Genomic DNA, 19412 nt, shown 5'->3' on the forward strand with positions numbered 1-19412 from the left:
TGATGGGGGACAAGCAGTCGGACAAGGTCTCGACCGGGAGGTTCCAGGTGCGCAAGGATGCCGCCGTGGCCGATGACCGTCGTGGGACGCATCGGGCTCGGCACCGCGCAGTCACACCGCGTACCAACCCGGATGCTCCGGACGAGGAGTTGATGCGGGCGCTCTACCGCGAGCACGCCGGCCCTCTGCTCGCGTATGTGCTCCGCCTCGTCGCCGGCGACCGCCAGCGCGCCGAGGACGTGGTGCAGGAGACGCTCATCCGTGCCTGGAAGAACGCCGGTCAGCTCAATCGGGCCACCGGTTCCGTCCGACCCTGGCTGGTGACGGTCGCCCGGCGCATCGTCATCGACGGCCACCGAAGCCGGCAGGCCCGGCCGCAGGAGGTCGATCCGTCGCCGCTGGAGGTCATGCCCGCGGAGGACGAGATCGACAAGGCGCTATGGCTGATGACGCTCTCTGATGCGCTCGACGATTTGACCCCGGCTCATCGGGAAGTATTGGTCGAGACCTATTTCAAGGGGCGTACGGTCAATGAGGCCGCCGAGACCCTCGGCATACCCAGTGGGACGGTCCGGTCCCGGGTGTTCTACGCACTGCGTTCGATGAAGCTCGCTCTGGAGGAGAGGGGGATCTCGGCATGACGACGTACGAGAACGAGTCGGTGCACGACGCCGTGGGCGCTTATGTGCTCGGCATTCTCGACGATGCCGATGCCACCGCCTTCGAGATGCACCTGGTGGGGTGTTCCGTGTGCGCCGCCCACCTGGACGAGTTCGCCGGCATGGAACCCATGCTGGCCATGCTGGCCGAGGCGCCGGGGCCGGCCGCCCAGCCGGTCGTGCTGCCGATGCCCGATCCCGTACCGGCCGCCGGGTTCTCCGGAGCCCCGCCCGGATCGGGTCCGCCGCTGATCGACCGGCTGGTCGACGAGGTCGCCGCCAAGCGCGCCCAGCGCCGTCGCCGTACCCGCCTCCTCGTGGCGCTCGCCGCCGCGCTGGTCATCGGCGGTCCGGTGGCGGCGGTGGTCACCACCTCCCGCGACGACGCCGGGACCCTCCAGGCGCTCGACCCGCACCCCACCAGCCCCGCCGAGGACGCCTTCTTCCACCACATGCAGGCGAAGGTGCAGGCGACCGACGCGTCCACCAAGGTCAGCGCGACCATCGGGATGGAGAGCAAGGGCTGGGGGACCCACGCCGTTCTGGAGCTCAAGAACGTCAAGGGCCCCCTGAAGTGCAACCTGGTCGCCGTCTCCAAGACCGGCGAGGAGGAGGTCGTGACCTCCTGGGCGGTCCCGAAGTGGGGATACGGCATCCCTGACAGCCCGGACAAAATGGCCAAAAACCCTCTGTACATCCACGGTGGCGTGTCCATGAACCGGTCCGACATCGATCACTTCGAGGTCCGTACGTTCGAAGGCAAGCGGCTCGTGGAGGTCGACGCCTGACACGAGTGCCCCCCTTGGCGTACGCTCGACGGCTGCCCAATGCACGTCAGAAGGGGGCCTCGGTGGCCGCGCAGGAAGCCGTCGATTCGGTCCGGGACCGTGAAATCGGTGTCGAACAGGACCATCTTGATCAGGTGTACCGCCGCCTCGAGGAGAAGATCCACGAGGCGGAGTTCCTGATGAGTGACGCCGCCAAGCGCGGCCAGGTCGGCACGCCCGGCGCACTCGCCGAACGGGACGCCCAGGTGTTCCGTGCCGGGATCCACCTCAACCGGCTCAACAACGAGTACGAGGACTTCCTCTTCGGCCGTATCGACCTGCTCCAGGGCAAGGACGGCAAGAAGGGCCCGGACGGTGCCTACACCTCGGTGGAGCCCGCCGACGACGCCGTACGCCCCGACAACACGGCCGAGATCGGGGAGACCCTCCACATCGGCCGGATCGGCGTCCTCGACTCCGACTACGCGCCCCTGGTGATCGACTGGCGCGCCCCGGCCGCCGCGCCGTTCTACCGCTCGACGCCGGTCGACCCCGGCCGGGTGGTGCGCAGACGGGTCATCCGCTCCAGGGGCCGCAAGGTCCTCGGCGTCGAGGACGACCTGATGCGCCCGGAGCTGACCGCCACCCTCGGCGGCGCCGAGCTCCCGGTGATCGGCGACGGCGCCCTGATGGCCGCACTCGGCCAGGCACGCAGCCACACCATGCGCGACATCGTCTCCTCCATCCAGGCCGAGCAGGACCTGGTGATCCGGGCCCCGGCCGCCTCCGTGACGTACGTGGAGGGCGGCCCGGGCACCGGCAAGACGGCCGTGGCGCTGCACCGCGCCGCCTACCTGCTCTACCAGGACCGGCGCCGGTACGCGGGCGGCATCCTGATCGTCTCGCCGACCCCCCTGCTGGTCGCCTACACCGAGGGCGTCCTGCCGTCCCTCGGCGAGGAGGGCCAGGTGGCGATCCGCGCGGTCGGCAGCCTGGTCGACGGGGCGGAGGCCACCGCGTACGACGAACCGGCCGTGGCCCGGGTCAAGGGCTCCTCGCGGATGCTGAAGGTGCTGCGCAAGGCCGTGAGCGGGGCGCTGGAGCGCCCCGGTGCCGCAGGGACCGCCGGGACCACGGGGGCCGCGGGGGCCTCAGGGGCCGGGGAGCAGCTCGCCCTCGGGGAGGACGCGCCGGAGCCCGGTACGCCCTCCCGGCTGCGGGTGGTCGCCTTCGGGCGGCGGCTGGAGCTGGAGGCCGACGACCTGTCCCGGATCCGCCAGATCGCGCTGGGCGGTACGGCCCCCGTCAACCTGCTGCGCCCGCGCGCCCGCAAGCTGCTGCTGGACGCGCTGTACGCCAAGTCCGGCGCCGGGAGCCGGCACAGCGACCCCGAGCTCGCGGCGGAGCTGCGCTCGTCGTTCGACGAGGACGTCTCCACCGAGGACAGCTTCCTGCGGTTCCTGGACGCCTGGTGGCCGGAGCTCACGCCCCGCCAGGTGCTCAGGGCGATGGCCGACGAGAAGCGGCTGGGCCGCTGGGCGCGCCGGGTGCTCAACCCCGGCGAGGTCCGCCGCGTGGCCCGCTCGCTGCGCCGCGAGGAGCTGTCCGTGCACGACGTGGCCCTGCTGGACGAGCTCCAGACGCTGCTCGGCACCCCGGCCCGCCCGCGCCGCAAGCGCGAGCTGGACCCGCTGGACCAGCTCACGGGGCTGGAGGAGCTGATGCCGGTACGGGAGGAGACGCAGCGCGAGCGCGCCGAGCGGCTGGCCCAGGAGCGCACCGAGTACGCCCACGTCATCGTCGACGAGGCGCAGGACCTCACCCCCATGCAGTGGCGGATGGTGGGCCGCCGGGGCAGGCACGCCACCTGGACCGTGGTGGGCGACCCCGCCCAGTCCTCCTGGTCGGTGCCGGAGGAGGCGGCCGAGGCCCGTGACGAGGCGCTGGGCAGCCGCCCGCGCCGCCGCTTCGAGCTCACGGTGAACTACCGGAACCCGGCCGAGATCGCCGAGCTCGCCGCCCGGATCCTGGCGCTGGCGATGCCCGGCATGGAGGCGCCGCGCGCGGTCCGCTCCACGGGCGTGGAGCCCCGTTTCGTGGCCCTGGCCGACGGGGACCTGGCCGGAACCGTGCGGGAGGAGGCGCGGCGGCTGCTGGAGCTGGTGGACGGCACGGTCGGCGTGGTCGTCGCGATGAACCGGCGCGAGCAGGCCGCGCGCTGGCTGGACGGGCTCGGTGACCGGGTGGTGGCGCTGGGCAGCCTGGAGGCGAAGGGCCTGGAGTACGACGCGACGGTCGTCGTGTCGCCCGCCGAGATCGCCGACGAGTCCCCGGCGGGCCTGCGGGTGCTGTACGTGGCGCTGACCCGGGCGACGCAGCAGCTCACGGTGGTCTCCGGGCGCCGTGACGAGCCCGACGCGGACGGTGTCCCGGACCTGCTCAGGGACTGATTTCCGGTCAACCGGCGCAGGACGAATCACTTGGCGGGGCGATTTGTTAGCCTGGTGGTGGCACCGGCTCGATCCAAGCCCCCGGGCCCAACCTTCGTCGCTACGAGCGACCACTTGCCGCGAGGCGAGCATGGCGGGCCGGTGCCACCCACAGCGTGAGAAGCAGGTCCGCGTCATCCATGGATGGCGCGGACCTGCTGTCGTTGGCGGCGGCCGGGGGCGGGAGGCCCCGTCGACCGCCCGGTCGGTTCCTTGACCGTCCGTTGGGCCTCCGGGGCTTCCGTCGGAGCCGCCATCTCTCGTATGGTGGAAACTACTTTCCGAAAACTAAACGACCACTATTACCTGCTACTCGCAGGTAGGTGCGACGATCGGAGAGCCCTGCCCGGCCATCGCCGGCGTGGGGCAGCAATGAAGCTAGGGAAAGCAGAGGAACTCGGCCATGGCAACGGCGCCCAGCGTCTCGTACTCGATGACGGTCCGGCTGGAGGTTCCCGCCAGCGGAACCGCGGTCTCTCAGCTCACCACGGCCGTGGAATCCTCCGGCGGCTCGGTCACCGGCCTCGACGTGACCGCCTCCGGCCACGAGAAGCTGCGGATCGACGTCACGATCGCCGCGACCTCCACCGCGCACGCCGACGAGATCGTCACCAAGCTGCGCGGCATCGAGGGTGTCGTACTCGGCAAGGTCTCCGACCGTACGTTCCTGATGCACCTCGGCGGCAAGATCGAGATGGCGTCCAAGCACCCCATCCGCAACCGTGACGACCTGTCCATGATCTACACCCCGGGCGTGGCCCGCGTGTGCATGGCGATCGCCGAGAACCCCGAGGACGCCCGCCGCCTCACCATCAAGCGCAACTCCGTCGCAGTCGTGACGGACGGCTCCGCCGTGCTGGGCCTCGGCAACATCGGCCCCAAGGCCGCACTGCCGGTCATGGAGGGCAAGGCGGCCCTGTTCAAGCGGTTCGCGGGCATCGACGCCTGGCCGATCTGCCTGGACACCCAGGACACCGACGCGATCGTCGAGATCGTCAAGGCGATCGCCCCCGGCTTCGCGGGCATCAACCTGGAGGACATCTCCGCCCCCCGCTGCTTCGAGATCGAGGCGCGGCTGCGCGAGGCGCTGGACATCCCGGTCTTCCACGACGACCAGCACGGCACGGCGATCGTCGTGCTCGCCGCGCTGACCAACGCGCTCCGCGTGGTGGGCAAGGGCATCGGGGACGTACGGGTCGTCATGTCCGGTGCCGGCGCGGCCGGTACGGCCATCCTCAAGCTGCTCATCGCGGCGGGCGTCAAGCACGCCGTCGTGGCCGACATCCACGGCGTCGTGCACGCGGGCCGCGAGGACCTGGTGGACGCCGCGCCCGAGTCGCCGCTGCGGTGGATCGCCGACAACACCAACCCCGAGGGCGTCACGGGCACGCTGAAGGAAGCGGTGCACGGCGCCGACGTCTTCATCGGCGTCTCCGCTCCGAACGTGCTCAACGGGGACGACGTGGCCGGGATGGCGGAGGGCGCGATCGTGTTCGCGCTCGCGAACCCGGACCCCGAGGTCGAGCCGGCAATCGCCCGTCAGACGGCGGCAGTTGTGGCCACCGGCCGTTCGGACTTCCCCAACCAGATCAACAACGTGCTGGTCTTCCCCGGCGTCTTCCGCGGTCTGCTGGACGCGCAGTCGCGCACGGTCAACACCGAGATGATGCTGGCGGCCGCGACCGCCCTCGCGGACGTCGTCACCGAGGACGAGCTCAACCCGAACTACATCATCCCGTCCGTCTTCAACGACAAGGTCGCGGGTGCCGTGGCCGGTGCCGTTCGCAACGCGGCCAAGGCGGCCGGTGTCACTGTGACGGCGCCCACGTCCGTCTGACCTCGGCGCGTCGCGCGTCCCGGGGCCGTAAACCCGCCTTTAGGGTGGCGGTTCGGCTCCGGGGAGTTCCCCAGGAGTCGACCGAACGTCACCACGACGAGGCAGTGGCGCTTTTCGTGTGACTCCGAAGGGTGCCGGATTGGCTTTCCCGCCGCTGGTGGGGGCAGGATGCATATTCGGGCGCGAGGGTCTGACAGCAGACCCGGGTCCGGGGACTGTCCAAGGGCCCTGGCAGCATCGGCTTCGATCTCACGCCTCACAGGCAAGAAGAACACGGGAGTAACAACATGAACCGCAGTGAGCTGGTGGCCGCCCTGGCCGACCGCGCCGAGGTGACCCGCAAGGACGCCGACGCCGTGCTGGCCGCTCTCGCCGAGACCGTCGGCGAGGTCGTCGCCAAGGGCGACGAGAAGGTCACCATCCCCGGCTTCCTGACCTTCGAGCGCACCCACCGTGCCGCTCGCACCGCTCGTAACCCGCAGACCGGCGACCCGATCGACATCCCGGCCGGTTACAGCGTGAAGGTCTCCGCGGGCTCCAAGCTCAAGGAAGCCGCCAAGGGCAAGTAAGCCCCCTGGGCGACACAGAAGGGCGGCCACCCTGTCAGGGGGTGGCCGCCCTTCGGTTTGCCCGCGTACGCCCCCGCTCGGCCCTTTCCTGACCCCACCCATCCCGGCGGGCGCCTCCGGGGCGCCGGTCACGGGTGCCGGCCGCCCGGGAGGCGACGGAGCCGAGGGGCCGTGACGGGAGTCCCGGCGGGGCCGTGACGGGGAGGTTCCGGCGGGCCCGAGGGCGGTTGCTCGTGAACGACCCGTGGTCGCCCCCGCAAACGACCGACGGCCCCCGCGCTCGGCGGGGGCCGTGGGGACGGCCGGCGGGCCTGGCGCGGGGTCAGACCGCCGGGCCTGCCGGGAGTTCGACCTTGGCGCCCGGCTCCACCAGCTTGTCCATGCTGTGTTTGCCCGGGGGGCGACCCCCGGACCCCCGGCCGGGGCGCCCGGGGGCGGAGCGAACTGTCGAGAGGCGGGTCGCGGGGTCAGACCGCCGGGCCTGCCGGGAGTTCGACCTTGGCGCCCGGCTCCACCAGCTTGTCCATGCTGTGTTTGCCCGGGGGGCGACCCCCGGACCCCCGGCCGGGGCGCCCGGGGGGCGGAGCGAACTGTCGAGAGGCGGGTCGCGGGGTCAGACCGCCGGGCCTGCCGGGAGTTCGACCTTGGCGCCCAGCTCCACCAGCTTGTCCATGAAGTTCTCGTAGCCGCGGTTGATCAGGTCGATGCCGTGGACCCGGGAGGTGCCCTGGGCCGCCAGGGCCGCGATCAGGTACGAGAAGCCGCCGCGCAGGTCAGGGATGACCAGGTCCGCGCCCTGGAGCTTCGTCGGGCCCGACACCACCGCCGAGTGCAGGAAGTTGCGCTGGCCGAAGCGGCAGTCCGAGCCGCCCAGGCACTCGCGGTACAGCTGGATGTGCGCGCCCATCTGGTTCAGCGCGGACGTGAAGCCCAGCCGGGACTCGTACACCGTCTCGTGGATGATGGAGAGGCCGGCGGCCTGCGTCAGGGCCACCACCAGCGGCTGCTGCCAGTCGGTCTGGAAGCCGGGGTGCACGTCGGTCTCCAGGGCGATCGCGTTGAGCGAGCCGCCGGGGTGCCAGAAGCGGATGCCCTCGTCGTCGATCTCGAAGGCACCGCCCACCCGCCGATAGGTGTTGAGGAACGTCATCATCGAGCGCTGCTGGGCGCCGCGCACATAGATGTTGCCCTCGGTCGCCAGCGCCGCCGACGCCCAGGAGGCCGCCTCCAGGCGGTCGGGGAGCGCGCGGTGCGTGTAGCCGCCGAGCTTGTCGACACCGGTGATCCGGATCGTCCGGTCGGTGTCCACGGAGATGATCGCGCCCATCTTCTGCAGCACGCAGATGAGGTCCTCGATCTCCGGCTCGACCGCCGCGTTGGAGAGCTCGGTGACTCCCTCCGCCAGCACGGCCGTCAGCAGCACCTGCTCGGTCGAGCCGACCGACGGGTAGGGCAGGCGGATCTTCGTGCCGCGCAGCCGCTGCGGAGCCTCCAGGTACTGGCCGTCCGCGCGCTTCTCGATGGTCGCGCCGAACTGGCGCAGCACGTCGAAGTGGAAGTCGATCGGCCGGCCGCCGATGTCGCAGCCGCCCAGACCCGGGATGAAGGCGTGGCCGAGACGGTGCAGCAGCGGGCCGCAGAAGAGGATCGGGATGCGCGACGAGCCCGCGTGGGCATCGATGTCGGCGACGTTGGCGGACTCGACGTGGGTGGGGTCCAGGATCAGCTCGCCCGGCTCCTCGCCGGGGCGCACGGTCACTCCGTGCAGCTGGAGCAGTCCGCGCACCACCCGGACATCACGGATGTCGGGCACGTTGCGCAGCCGGCTCGGCTCGCTGCCGAGCAGGGCGGCGACCATCGCCTTGGGCACGAGGTTCTTCGCGCCGCGGACACGGATCTCGCCCTCCAGCGGGGTTCCGCCGTGGACAAGCAGTACATCGTCTGTGCCGGTCATGAATCTCGCGTTCCGGAGGGTGTCCCCCCGTGGAGCCAGGGGGAGGTCGGGCAGGGGGCCAGAGAAAAGGGTAAGGGGCTTCCGCCCCTGTCCCGTAAGGCTGAGGGGGCCTCTCAGATGTAATGAATTGGGCACAACACCCTGTGCTCTCCCGCCCTTGCGGACGGTTACCGACCGTATTCGGCCACCGGCCCCGTCCGGCGTGGCGCGGCCGGGGCCGGCACCCGTTCCGGTCCGAGTCGTCCGCTCACCCCACGCGACACGGCAAGATGCGGGATCATGTCTGGCATGACCGAGGTGTCCTCGCTCACAGGACGGCTGCTCGTGGCCACCCCCGCGCTGGCGGACCCGAACTTCGACCGCGCGGTCGTCCTGTTGCTCGACCACGACGACGAGGGTTCCCTCGGCGTGGTCCTCAACCGTCCGACGCCGGTCGGTGTCGGCGACATCCTGGAGCCCTGGGCGCCGCTCGCCGGTGAGCCCGGCGTGGTCTTCCAGGGCGGTCCCGTCTCCCTGGACTCGGCGCTCGGCCTCGCCGTGATCCCCGGTGACGAGGGGCCGCTGGGCTGGCGCCGGGTGTACGGGGCGATCGGCCTGGTGGACCTGGAGGCCCCGCCGGAGCTGCTCGCCGCCGCCCTCGGCTCGCTCAGGATCTTCGCCGGGTACGCGGGGTGGGGGCCGGGCCAGCTGGAGGACGAGATGGCCGACGGCGCGTGGTTCGTCGTCGATTCGGAGCCGGGCGACGTGTCGTCCCCGTCACCCGAGAGCCTGTGGCGGGCGGTGCTGCGGCGTCAGCGCAGCGAACTCGCCATGATCGCGACGTACCCGGACGACCCCTCCCTCAACTGACCGGCCGGCCGGTGGCCGTGCGGACCGGTCCGGACGACCGTCGTGCGGGCCGGCGCGTTCCGGCTCGCGCGCGCCGGTCCGCGCGCCCCGTGCCCCCGGCCGGAGCGGCCGGTGACCGGGTCCGGTGCCCGGCGGACCCGTGCGGGGCCTGGCTCCCGGGACGGCGCGGACGTGGGTACCCTTGGAGCTCATGAGCACTCTTGAGCCCGAGCGCGGGGCAGGTACGGGGACCCTCGTAGAGCCGACGCCGCAGGTGTCGCACGGCGACGGCGACCACGAGCGCTACGCGCACTATGTCCAGAAGGACAAGATCATGGCGAGCGCCCTCGACGGCACTCCCGTGGTGGCGCTGTGCGGGAAGGTCTGGGTGCCGGGGCGTGACCCCAAGAAGTACCCGGTCTGCCCGATGTGCAAGGAGATCTACGAGTCCATGGGCGCCGGTGGCGACAAGGACAAGGGCAAGGGCGGCAAGGACAAGAAGTAACCGACCGGCCCCGCCGGAAGGCCCCCGGGACGCGCACTCACCGCGCGTCCCGGGGGCCTTCTCGTGTTCGGGGGCCGCCGGCCGCCGTTGCACGGGGTGCACCCCCTGGTCACAGAGTGGTTGAGACCTCTTGTACGCCCGTGAGGGCCGATCTAACCTCCTGCGTGTTGTGCAGCACGAAATGACCGTTGCGCATGCTGCAACGCCATCGGAGGGGATCCCGTCATGAAGCTTCCTGCCCGAACAGTCGCGCCGGTCACGGCACTTGCGCTGGCGGCCCTCACCGCCACCGCGTGCGCCCCGGGGACCTCGGACAACGGCGCGACCAAGGACGAGAAGGGCGGCACCCTGCGCGTCTGGCTCTTCCAGGAGGTCAACAACAAGCCCAAGGAGCAGGTCGTCGACGCCGCCGTCGCCGCCTTCGAGAAGCGCAACCAGGGCGCGAAGGTCGAGGTCGAGTACATCCCGGTCGACACCAGGGCCCAGCGGATCAAGGCCGCCTTCAACGACCCCAAGAGCGCCCCCGACCTGATCGAGTACGGCAACACCGACACCGCCGGATACGTCAAGGACGGCGGACTGGCCGACATCAGCACCGAGTTCGCCGCCTGGAACGAGGCGAAGGACATCGACCCGACCGCCAAGCAGTCCGTCACGGTGGACGGCAAGGTCTACGGCTCGCCCCTCTTCGTCGGCGTACGCGCGCTGTACTACCGCACCGACGTCTTCAAGGAGCTCGGGCTGGCCGCCCCCAAGACGCAGGCCGAACTCGTCTCCACCGCAAAGAAGATCCACAAGGCCAGGCCGGAGCTGTACGGGATCGCGGTCGGCGGCGCCTACACCTACGGCGCGATGCCCTTCATCTGGGCCCACGGCGGCGAACTCGCCACGCGGGACGGCGGGACGTACAAGGCGGCCATCAACAGTGAGGCCGCGCGCAAGGGCATCACCGCGTACACCTCCCTCTTCGGCGACGACAACTGCCCCGCCGCCAAGTGCGCCTCGATGGGCGGCAACGCGACCGTCACCGCGTTCGCCTCCGGCAAGGCGGCCATGGTGATCGGCGGCGACTTCAGTCACGCGGCGGTCGAGGCGGGCACGGTGAAGGGTTCCTACGCCGTGGTGCCGCTGCCCGGTGTCACGGCCGGGTCAATAGCGCCCGCCTTCGCGGGCGGGAACAACGTCGGTGTGCTGAAGAGCAGTTCGCACCGGACGCTGGCGGTGGACCTGATGAAGTCGCTCACCGGCAAGGAGTCCCAGGGCCGGCTCTTCGACGCGATGGGCTTCCTGCCGACGTACACCGACGTACGGGCCCGGGCCGCCCAGAAGCAGCCGTTCGTGAAGCCCTTCATCGACTCGCTCGGCGCGGGCGCCAAGTTCGTCCCGGCGTCTCCCGGATGGGGTCAGATCGACGCCTCGCTGGTGCTGCCCACGATGTTCCAGGAGGTCGTGAGCGGCCGCAAGGACGTGGCCGGCGCCTCGGACGACGCGGCGAAGAAGATGGACGCGGCGTTCGCGTCCGCGAGCTGAGCCACATGACCGACCGCACCGAGACCGTGGACCGCGCCCCCGGGCCCCGGGCCGCCGCCGTCGAGCGGACCGGCCGGCGCCCGGCCACCGGGGCCGGCTCCGGCCCCGCGCCCCGGGCCGCCAGCCGCCCCGGACAGGCCGGGTGGACCCCCTGGCTCTACCTGGCGCCCGCGCTCGTCGTCCTCGGCGGGCTCCTCGTCTACCCCATCTACCAGCTCGGCCTGATCTCGTTCCTGGAGTACACCCAGGCCCAGGTCAGCGGAGGCGAACCGACCTCGTTCCAGGGGTTCGGCAACTACACGGCCCTCTTCGGCGACAGCCAGTTCTGGCAGGTCCTCCTCGCCACCGTGCTCTTCGCCGCCGCCTGCGTCGTCGCCACCCTGGCCACCGGGTGCGCCCTCGCCGTCCTGCTGACCCGCGTGCGGGCCGTGCCCCGTCTGGCGCTCATGCTGGCCGCGCTCGGCGCGTGGGCGACCCCCGCCATCACCGGGTCCACCGTCTGGGTCTTCCTGTTCGACCCGGACTTCGGCCCCGTCAACAAGGTGCTCGGCCTCGGCGACTTCTCCTGGACGTACGGGCGCTACAGCGCCTTCGCGCTCGTCCTCTTCGAGGTCGTGTGGTGTTCGTTCCCGTTCGTGATGGTGACCGTGTACGCGGGCATCAAGGCCATCCCGTCCGAGGTCCTGGAGGCCGCGGCGCTCGACGGCGCCTCGCAGTGGCGGATCTGGCGCTCCGTCACCGCCCCGATGCTCCGGCCGATCCTGGTCGTCGTCACCATCCAGTCGATCATCTGGGACTTCAAGGTCTTCACCCAGATCTACGTGATGACGGGCGGCGGCGGCATCGCCGGCCAGAACCTCGTCCTCAACGTCTACGCCTACCAGAAGGCGTTCGCGTCCTCCCAGTACAGCCTCGGTTCGGCGATCGGCGTCGTCATGCTCCTCATCCTGCTGGCGGTCACGCTGGTCTACCTCCGCCTGCTGCGACGACAGGGAGAAGAACTGTGAACCTCCCGCGCATCCGCCGTCCCTGGCGGCTGGCCGCCGAGGCCGCCGCCCTGGCCGTCGCGGTCGTCGTCGCCTTCCCGCTCTACTGGATGGTCCTCTCCGCCCTGAAACCCGCGGGCGAGATCCAGTCCACCGAGGCCCGGCCGTGGACCCTTTCGCCGTCCCTCGACTCCTTCCGCCGCGTCTTCGAGCAGCAGGAGTTCGGCCGCTACTTCGTCAACAGCCTGGTGGTCGCCGGCACGGTCGTCGTGGCCTCCGCGCTGATCGCCTTCCTGGCCGCGACCGCCGTCACCCGCTTCAGGTTCCGGCTCCGCACAACCCTGCTGATCATGTTCCTGGTCGCCCAGATGGTGCCGATCGAGGCCCTGACCATCCCGCTGTTCTTCCTGATGCGGGACTTCGGCCAGCTCAACACCCTCGGCTCGCTCGTCCTGCCGCACATCGCCTTCTCGCTGCCGTTCGCCATCTGGATGCTGCGCGGCTTCGTCAAGGCGGTCCCCGAGGCCCTGGAGGAGGCCGCGTACATCGACGGCGCGAGCCGCACCCGCTTCCTGTGGCAGATCCTCTTCCCGCTGGTCTTCCCCGGCCTGGTCGCGACGAGCGTCTTCTCGTTCATCTCGACCTGGAACGACTTCCTCTTCGCGAAGTCCTTCATCATCAGCGACACCTCCCAGTCGACCCTCCCGATGGCCCTCCTCGTCTTCTTCAAGCCCGACGAGAACGACTGGGGCGGCATCATGGCCGCGTCGACCGTCATGACCATCCCGGTACTCGTCTTCTTCGTACTCGTACAGCGACGCCTGGTCTCCGGACTGGGCGGAGCGGTCAAGGACTGACGCCATGCCCGACACCCGTCTGATCCCCGCCCCCCGCTCCGTGCGCCCCACGGGCGACGGGACCTTCGTCCTCGACGACCGCACGACCCTCACCGCGGAGACCGGGACCGGCAGCGCCGAAAGGTGGCTGCGCTCGGTGCTCACCCAGGCCACCGCGCTGCCGCTGCACCCGGCCGGGACCGGCCCGCGGGACGGCACCCCCGGGAGCGCCGGGGACGACGCGAACTCCGTACGGCTGCGCCTCGACGGCAGCCTCCCGCCGGAGGGCTACCGGATCACCGTGCGCGACCGGAGGGCGCTGGTCGAGGGCGGCGGGCCGGCCGGCGTCTTCTGGGGGGCGCAGACCCTGCGCCAGCTCCTGGGCCCGGACGCCTACCGCCGCGCCCCCCTGGGCGCGGCCCGCTGGCAGCTGCCCGAGCTGGAGATCGAGGACGCGCCCCGCTTCGGCTGGCGCGGCCTCATGCTCGACGTGGCACGGCACTTCCTGCCCAAGGAGGACGTCCTGCGCCAGATCGACCTCCTCGCCGCCCACAAGCTCAACGTCTTCCACTTCCACCTCACCGACGACCAGGGCTGGCGGATCGAGATCAAGCGCCACCCGAGGCTCACCGAGATCGGCGCCTGGCGGGCCCGTACCAAGCACGGACACCGCGCGTCCCCGCTGTGGAGCGAGACACCGCACGGCGGCCACTACACCCAGGACGACATCCGGGAGATCGTCGCCTACGCCGCCGAGCGGCACATCAGCGTCGTACCGGAGATCGACATCCCCGGCCACTCGCAGGCGGCCATCGCCGCGTATCCGGAACTCGGCAACGCCGACGTCGTCGACACGGCCGCGCTGACCGTCTGGGACACCTGGGGCGTCAACCCGAACGTGCTCGCCCCCACCGAGCACACCCTGCGCTTCTACGAGGAGGTCTTCGAGGAGGTCCTCGACCTCTTCCCGTCGACGTTCATCCATGTGGGCGGTGACGAGTGCCCCAAGGACCAGTGGAAGGCGTCCCCCGCCGCCCAGGCCCGGATCGAGGAGCTCGGACTCGCCGACGAGGACGAGCTCCAGGCGTGGTTCATCCGGCACTTCGACGGCTGGCTCGCCGAGCGGGGCAGGCGCCTCATCGGATGGGACGAGATCCTGGAGGGCGGGCTCGCGCCCGGCGCCGCCGTCTCCTCCTGGCGGGGGTACGCGGGCGGGATCGCCGCCGCCGAGGCGGGGCACGACGTGGTCATGTGCCCCGAGCAGCAGGTCTACCTGGACCACCGCCAGCACGGCGGCGAGGACGAGCCGGTGCCCATCGGGTACGTACGGACCCTGGAGGACGTCTACCGCTTCGACCCCGTGCCGCCCGGGCTGGATCCGCGGGCCGCCGCGCACATCCTGGGGACCCAGGCCAACGCCTGGACCGAGGTGATGGACAGCCGCTCCCGCGTCGACTACCAGGTCTTCCCGCGCCTCGCGGCCTTCGCCGAGGTCGCCTGGTCCGCCCTGGCAGCCCCCGCCGAACGCGACTTCGCGGAGTTCACGGACCGAATGACTGTCCACTACCGGCGCCTGGACGCGCTCGGCGTCGACTACCGGCCACCCGCGGGACCCGCACCGTGGCAGCGGCGCCCGGGGGTGATCGGACGCCCGATCGACGGGGCGCCCCCGAACGTGTGAGCCCGGCGGGCGGGCGCCGCCCCGGGGCCCGGCGCCCGCCACCGTTGCCGCCCGCCAGGGATAAGTAGTACAAGGTCGCCGAGAAGTGGCAATTCACCTGCCACGCCGATGGCGTGGCAAAACGGCCCATCTCGCAGGTCACGGGATGTCCGGGACGGATCCTTCCTTCGCGGACCCTCGCGTCGACCGGCCCGGAAGATGTGCCAGAGTTGCCACGTCGGGGCTGTGAGCACGTACCGTACGGCAACACAGCGGGACAGCCGGGACAGCCGGGAGACCGGGAAGGGGCAGCTGGGTTGACCACGCACGCACCGCAGGCGGCGCAGTCCGTGACGCTGCCGGCCACGCTCGACGAGGCCGTGGCGGCGCTCACGGCCATGCCCGCCGCCGTGCCCGTCGCGGGCGGCACCGATCTGATGGCCGCCGTCAACAAGGGCCAGTTGCGCCCCGCCGGCCTCGTCGGCCTCGGCCGCATCAACGAGATCCGGGGCTGGCAGTACCAGGACGGCCACGCCCTCCTCGGCGCCGGACTCACCCATGCCCGCATGGGCCGCCCCGACTTCGCCGCCCTCATCCCCGCGCTCGCCGCGGCCGCCCGCGCGGCCGGGCCCCCGCAGATCCGCAACGCCGGCACGCTGGGCGGCAACATCGTCACCGCCGCACCCACCGGCGACGCCCTGCCCGTCCTGGCCGCCCTGGAGGCGGACCTGGTCGTCAAGGGCCCGGCCGGCGTCCGCGAGATCCCCATCTCGCACCTGCTGGCCGGCCGCGAGCTGCTCGCGCCCGCCGAGCTCATCGGCTTCGTACGCGTACCCCTCCTGCACGCCCCGCAGGTCTTCCTGAAGGCGACCGGCCGGACCGGGCCCGGCCGGGCCACCACGTCCGTCGCCGTCGTCCTGGATCCGGCGCGACGCGGTGTGCGCTGCGCGGTGGGCGCGGTCGCGCCGATGCCGCTGCGCCCGCTGGAGGCGGAGCGCTGGATCGCCTCCCTCATCGACTGGGACGGCGACCGCGGACTGGCACCGGAGGCCCTGACGGCGTTCGGCGAGTACGTCGCGGCCGCCTGCATCCCGGACCCGGTGGCCGCGGAGGGCGACGAACAGCCGCCGCCCCCGCTGCCGCCCGCTGTACTGCACCTGCGGCGCACGGTCGCCGCGCTGGCCCGACGGGCACTGGGGAGGGCGCTGTCGTGAGCACCGACGAGAACGACGAGCTGCGGGAGCAGGGCGGCTGGCAGCCCATCCCGCAGGGCGAGTACGACGCCGACATGACCGCCTTCGTGCAGCTTCCGCCGGAGGTGGCGCTGGACGGCGCCCCGCTGGAGGCGCCGGGCCACGGCTACGTACCGCCGCGGATCGCCTCACCCGGCGCCTGGACGGGCCACGAGCCGGCCTCCTGGCCCGAGCCCGCCCCGCAGGCCCCGGAGGCCGCGCACGACCCGAACGCGACCGGGCAGTGGACCTTCCAGGCCGCGCCCGAACCCGCTCCCGCGCCGTCCCGGCCGACCGGCCAGTGGACCATTCCGGTCGCCCAGGGGGACCTTCCCGACGAGTCGGGCGAGTACACCACCTCCGCGCTCGCCTCGCAGTGGACGAGCGGCAACCCGCCGGCGACGCTGCCGGGCGGGGCGCCCGCCCCGTGGGCGACCCAGGCACCCGCCGCAGCCGCGGAACCGGAGCCGGCCGCGCCGACGGAGCCGGACCCGGAGCCGGTGTTCGAACCGGCTGCAGGGCAGGCGCCCGAGCACGCCGCCGGGCCGGCAGCCGAACAGGCACCCGAGCCGGCGGCCACGCCCGGGCCCGCCGGGGAACCGGCCGAAGCCACCGTGCCCGCCCTCCTGGACACCGGCAGCAGCGGCGGCAGCGACGAGCACCCGCACATCTCCTACGTCCTGCGCGTCAACGGCGTCGACCGTCCCGTCACCGAGGCGTGGATCGGCGAATCGCTCCTGTACGTGCTGCGCGAGCGACTGGGCCTGGCCGGCGCCAAGGACGGCTGCTCCCAGGGCGAGTGCGGCGCCTGCAACGTCCAGGTCGACGGCCGGCTCGTCGCCTCCTGCCTGGTGCCCGCCGCCACCGCGGCCGGCAGCGAGGTGCGGACCGTCGAGGGCCTGGCCACCGACGGCGAACCCTCCGACGTCCAGCGCGCCCTCGCCAAGTGCGGAGCCGTCCAGTGCGGCTTCTGCATCCCGGGCATGGCCATGACCGTCCACGACCTCCTCGAAGGCAACCACGCGCCCAGCGAGCTGGAGACCCGCCAGGCGCTCTGCGGCAACCTCTGCCGCTGCACCGGCTACCGCGGTGTCCTCGACGCCGTGCGCGAGGTGGTCGCCGAACGCGATGCCGCCGCCGCCGCGGCGGGCTCCGCGGCCGAAGCCCGCATCCCGCACCAGGTTCCCCACCCGCACGACGGAGGCATGGCGTGACCAACGACGCGGCCACCGCCACCACGGCGGTCGACGGCCCCGAGCAGGAGCCCCCGGCGCACGGCATCGGCGCGTCGCTCCCGCCGGCCGACGCCCGCGCCAAGACGGAGGGCACCTTCCCGTACGCCTCGGACCTGTGGGCCGAGGGCCTGCTGTGGGCGGCGCTGCTGCGCTCCCCGCACGCGCACGCGCGGATCCTCTCCATCGACACCACCGCGGCCGCCGAGATGCCCGGCGTACGGGCCGTCGTGACCCACGTGGACGTCCCCGGAGACACCTCGTACGGCCGCATGGTCGCCGACCGCCCCGTCTTCGCCTCCGACCTCGTCCGCCACCACGGCGAGGCGATCGCCGCCGTCGCCGCCGACCACCCGGACACGGCCCGCCTGGCGGCCGCCGCCATCGCCGTCGAGTACGAGATCCTCGACCCGGTCACCGACCCCGAGAAGGCGTTCGCGGCCCCGCCCCTGCACCCCGACGGCAACCTGATCCGCCACATCCCGCTGCGCTACGGCGACCCGGACGTCGCGGGCGAGGTCATCGTGGAGGGCCTGTACCGCATCGGCCGCCAGGACCCGGCGCCCATCGGCGCCGAGGCCGGGCTCGCCGTGCCCCGTCCGGACGGCGGCGTCGAGATCTACACCGCCTCCACCGACCCGCACACCGACCGCGACCTGGCCGCCGCCTGCTTCGGGCTCCCGGCCGAGCAGGTCAAGCTGGTCGTCACCGGCGTCCCCGGCGCCACCGGCGACCGCGAGGACCCCGGCTTCCAGATCCCGCTGGGCCTGCTGGCACTCAGAACCGGCTGCCCGGTCAAACTGGCGGCCACCCGCGAGGAGTCGTTCCTCGGCCACGCCCACCGCCACCCCACGCTGCTGCGCTACCGCCACCACGCGGACGCCGAGGGCCGCCTCGTCAAGGTCGAGGCACAGATCCTCCTCGACGCCGGCGCGTACGCCGACGCCTCCGCCGAGTCCCTCGCCGCCGCGGTCGCCTTCGCCTGCGGCCCGTACGTCGTCCCGCACGCCTTCATCGAGGGCTGGGCCGTACGCACCAACAACCCGCCCTCCGGCCATGTGCGCGGCGAGGGCGCGATGCAGGTCTGCGCCGCCTACGAGGCCCAGATGGACAAGCTCTCCGCCAGGCTGGGCGTCGACCCCGCCGAACTCCGTCTGCGCAACGCCCTCGCCACCGGCGACCTCCTGCCCACCGGCCAGACCGTCACCTGCCCGGCACCCGTCGCCGAACTCCTCCAGGCGGTACGCGACTTCCCGCTGCCCGCCCTCCCCAAGGACTCCCCGGAGGACTGCTGGCTGCTCCCCGGCGGCCCGGAGGGCGCGGGCGAACCCGGAGCCGTACGCCGCGGCGTCGGCTACGCGCTCGGCATGGTCCACATGCTCGGCGCCGAGGGCACCGACGAGGTCTCGACCGCGACGGTCAAGGTCCACGACGGCACCGCCACCGTCATCTGCGCGGCCGTCGAGACCGGACAGGGCTTCTCCACCCTGGCCCGCCAGATCGTCCAGGAGACCCTCGGCATCGACGAGGTCCACGTCGCCTCGGTCGACACGGACCAGCCCCCGGCCGGCCCCGCGACGCACGGCCGGCACACCTGGGTGTCGGGCGGAGCGGTCGAACGCGCCGCCAGGATGGTGCGCACCCAGCTGCTCCAGCCGCTGGCCCACAAGTTCGGCATGTCCACCGAGCTCCTCCAGATCACGGACGGCAAGATCACCTCGTACGACGGTGTGCTGTCGACGACGGTCACCGAGGCCATGGACGGCAAGGAACTGTGGGCCACGGCCCAGTGCCGCCCGCACCCCACCGAGCCCCTCGACGCATCGGGCCAGGGCGACGCCTTCGTGGGCCTGGCGTTCTGCGCCATCCGCGCCGTGGTGGACGTCGACATCGAACTCGGCTCCATCCGCGTGGTGGAGATGGCGGTGGCCCAGGACGTCGGCCGGGTGCTGAACCCGGCCCAGCTGGCCACCCGCATCGAGGCGGGCGTCACCCAGGGCGTGGGCGCGGCCCTCACCGAGAACCTCCGCACCGCACGCGGACTGGTCCGCCACCCCGACCTGACCGGCTACGCCCTGCCGACCTCGCTGGACGCCCCGGACATTCGCATCGTGAAACTCGTCGAGGAACGCGACGTGGTGGCCCCCTTCGGCGCGAAGGCCGCGAGCGCGGTCCCGGTGGTGACCTCCCCGGCCGCCGTCGCCTCCGCGGTCCGCGCCGCCACGGGCCGCCCGGTCAACCGCCTCCCGATCAGGCCCCAGGCGGCCGTGGCGGCCGCCAACCCGTAAGGGGGACACGGCACTCGCGACGCGAGAGGGCGCGGTGTGC

General features: G+C 72.2%; 15 protein-coding genes. 14 read left to right on the forward strand and 1 reads right to left on the reverse strand.

What is annotated here, in order from left to right:
* The first annotated feature begins 2 nt into the window (after nucleotides 1-2).
* From PUR26_RS07030 to PUR26_RS07050, 5 genes are all read left to right on the forward strand, one after another.
* Complete coding sequence (locus PUR26_RS07030; RefSeq protein ID WP_329870283.1) at nucleotides 3-641, forward strand: sigma-70 family RNA polymerase sigma factor; 639 nt, start codon at nucleotides 3-5, stop codon at nucleotides 639-641.
* Entirely contained in the window at nucleotides 638-1447 is an 810-nt protein-coding gene (locus PUR26_RS07035; protein ID WP_329870285.1) for an anti-sigma factor family protein, read from the forward strand. The genes PUR26_RS07030 and PUR26_RS07035 overlap by 4 nt, the downstream gene beginning before the upstream one ends.
* Nucleotides 1448-1509: 62 nt before the next feature.
* A complete protein-coding gene (locus PUR26_RS07040) occupies nucleotides 1510-3876 on the forward strand; it encodes a HelD family protein (protein WP_329870287.1) in 2367 nt (788 codons plus the stop codon).
* 442 nt (nucleotides 3877-4318) lie between these two features.
* Nucleotides 4319-5752, forward strand: coding sequence for an NAD-dependent malic enzyme (locus tag PUR26_RS07045; RefSeq protein ID WP_329870289.1), 1434 nt, complete (start codon nucleotides 4319-4321; stop codon nucleotides 5750-5752).
* 287 nt (nucleotides 5753-6039) lie between these two features.
* On the forward strand, nucleotides 6040-6321 hold the full coding sequence (locus PUR26_RS07050; RefSeq protein WP_015033921.1) for an HU family DNA-binding protein: 282 nt from the start codon (nucleotides 6040-6042) through the stop codon (nucleotides 6319-6321).
* 613 nt (nucleotides 6322-6934) lie between these two features.
* Here the strand turns inward: PUR26_RS07050 and murA are convergent.
* Nucleotides 6935-8275: a UDP-N-acetylglucosamine 1-carboxyvinyltransferase gene (murA, locus tag PUR26_RS07055; RefSeq protein ID WP_329870291.1), complete on the reverse strand. Its 1341-nt coding sequence runs from the start codon at nucleotides 8273-8275 to the stop codon at nucleotides 6935-6937.
* A gap of 288 nt (nucleotides 8276-8563) precedes the next feature.
* Between murA and PUR26_RS07060 the strand changes: the two genes are divergently transcribed.
* From PUR26_RS07060 to PUR26_RS07100, 9 genes are all read left to right on the forward strand, one after another.
* Nucleotides 8564-9124 (forward strand): YqgE/AlgH family protein, encoded by a 561-nt coding sequence (locus PUR26_RS07060; protein ID WP_329870293.1) that lies wholly within the window; start codon nucleotides 8564-8566, stop codon nucleotides 9122-9124.
* 190 nt (nucleotides 9125-9314) lie between these two features.
* Nucleotides 9315-9608 carry a DUF3039 domain-containing protein gene (locus PUR26_RS07065; protein ID WP_329870294.1) on the forward strand — a complete coding sequence of 98 codons (294 nt, stop codon included), beginning with the start codon at nucleotides 9315-9317 and terminating at the stop codon, nucleotides 9606-9608.
* A 225-nt stretch (nucleotides 9609-9833) separates the two neighbouring features.
* A complete protein-coding gene (locus tag PUR26_RS07070) occupies nucleotides 9834-11138 on the forward strand; it encodes an extracellular solute-binding protein (protein ID WP_329870296.1) in 1305 nt (434 codons plus the stop codon).
* A gap of 5 nt (nucleotides 11139-11143) precedes the next feature.
* Nucleotides 11144-12145 (forward strand): carbohydrate ABC transporter permease, encoded by a 1002-nt coding sequence (locus PUR26_RS07075; protein WP_329870298.1) that lies wholly within the window; start codon nucleotides 11144-11146, stop codon nucleotides 12143-12145.
* Nucleotides 12142-12981 carry a carbohydrate ABC transporter permease gene (locus PUR26_RS07080; RefSeq protein ID WP_329870300.1) on the forward strand — a complete coding sequence of 280 codons (840 nt, stop codon included), beginning with the start codon at nucleotides 12142-12144 and terminating at the stop codon, nucleotides 12979-12981. The genes PUR26_RS07075 and PUR26_RS07080 overlap by 4 nt, the downstream gene beginning before the upstream one ends.
* Before the next feature lie 4 nt (nucleotides 12982-12985).
* The gene (locus PUR26_RS07085; protein WP_329870302.1) at nucleotides 12986-14641 is read left to right on the forward strand and encodes a beta-N-acetylhexosaminidase; all 1656 of its coding nucleotides are present in this window, start codon (nucleotides 12986-12988) and stop codon (nucleotides 14639-14641) included.
* Nucleotides 14642-14937: 296 nt separating this feature from the next.
* Nucleotides 14938-15834 (forward strand): FAD binding domain-containing protein, encoded by an 897-nt coding sequence (locus PUR26_RS07090; RefSeq protein ID WP_329870304.1) that lies wholly within the window; start codon nucleotides 14938-14940, stop codon nucleotides 15832-15834.
* A complete protein-coding gene (locus PUR26_RS07095; RefSeq protein WP_329870305.1) occupies nucleotides 15831-17066 on the forward strand; it encodes a (2Fe-2S)-binding protein in 1236 nt (411 codons plus the stop codon). The genes PUR26_RS07090 and PUR26_RS07095 overlap by 4 nt, the downstream gene beginning before the upstream one ends.
* Nucleotides 17063-19372, forward strand: a complete 2310-nt coding sequence (locus PUR26_RS07100) for a xanthine dehydrogenase family protein molybdopterin-binding subunit (protein ID WP_329870308.1) — start codon at nucleotides 17063-17065, stop codon at nucleotides 19370-19372. Before PUR26_RS07095 ends, PUR26_RS07100 begins: the two co-directional genes overlap by 4 nt.
* Nucleotides 19373-19412 lie beyond the last annotated feature (40 nt).

The sequence above is a fragment of the Streptomyces sp. SP18CS02 genome (assembly GCF_036322365.1).
Classification (GTDB): Bacteria; Actinomycetota; Actinomycetes; order Streptomycetales; family Streptomycetaceae; genus Streptomyces.

Excerpts from the sequence above, each read along its gene's own strand:
- PUR26_RS07030 (WP_329870283.1), top strand. The coding sequence starts at position 3 with ATGGGGGACAAGCAGTCGGACAAGGTCTCGACCGGGAGGTTCCAGGTG.
- PUR26_RS07035 (WP_329870285.1), top strand. The coding sequence starts at position 638 with ATGACGACGTACGAGAACGAGTCGGTGCACGACGCCGTGGGCGCTTAT.
- PUR26_RS07045 (WP_329870289.1), top strand. The coding sequence starts at position 4,319 with ATGGCAACGGCGCCCAGCGTCTCGTACTCGATGACGGTCCGGCTGGAG.
- PUR26_RS07050 (WP_015033921.1), top strand. The coding sequence starts at position 6,040 with ATGAACCGCAGTGAGCTGGTGGCCGCCCTGGCCGACCGCGCCGAGGTG.
- murA (WP_329870291.1), bottom strand. The coding sequence starts at position 8,275 with ATGACCGGCACAGACGATGTACTGCTTGTCCACGGCGGAACCCCGCTG.
- PUR26_RS07060 (WP_329870293.1), top strand. The coding sequence starts at position 8,564 with ATGACCGAGGTGTCCTCGCTCACAGGACGGCTGCTCGTGGCCACCCCC.
- PUR26_RS07065 (WP_329870294.1), top strand. The coding sequence starts at position 9,315 with ATGAGCACTCTTGAGCCCGAGCGCGGGGCAGGTACGGGGACCCTCGTA.
- PUR26_RS07070 (WP_329870296.1), top strand. The coding sequence starts at position 9,834 with ATGAAGCTTCCTGCCCGAACAGTCGCGCCGGTCACGGCACTTGCGCTG.
- PUR26_RS07075 (WP_329870298.1), top strand. The coding sequence starts at position 11,144 with ATGACCGACCGCACCGAGACCGTGGACCGCGCCCCCGGGCCCCGGGCC.
- PUR26_RS07085 (WP_329870302.1), top strand. The coding sequence starts at position 12,986 with ATGCCCGACACCCGTCTGATCCCCGCCCCCCGCTCCGTGCGCCCCACG.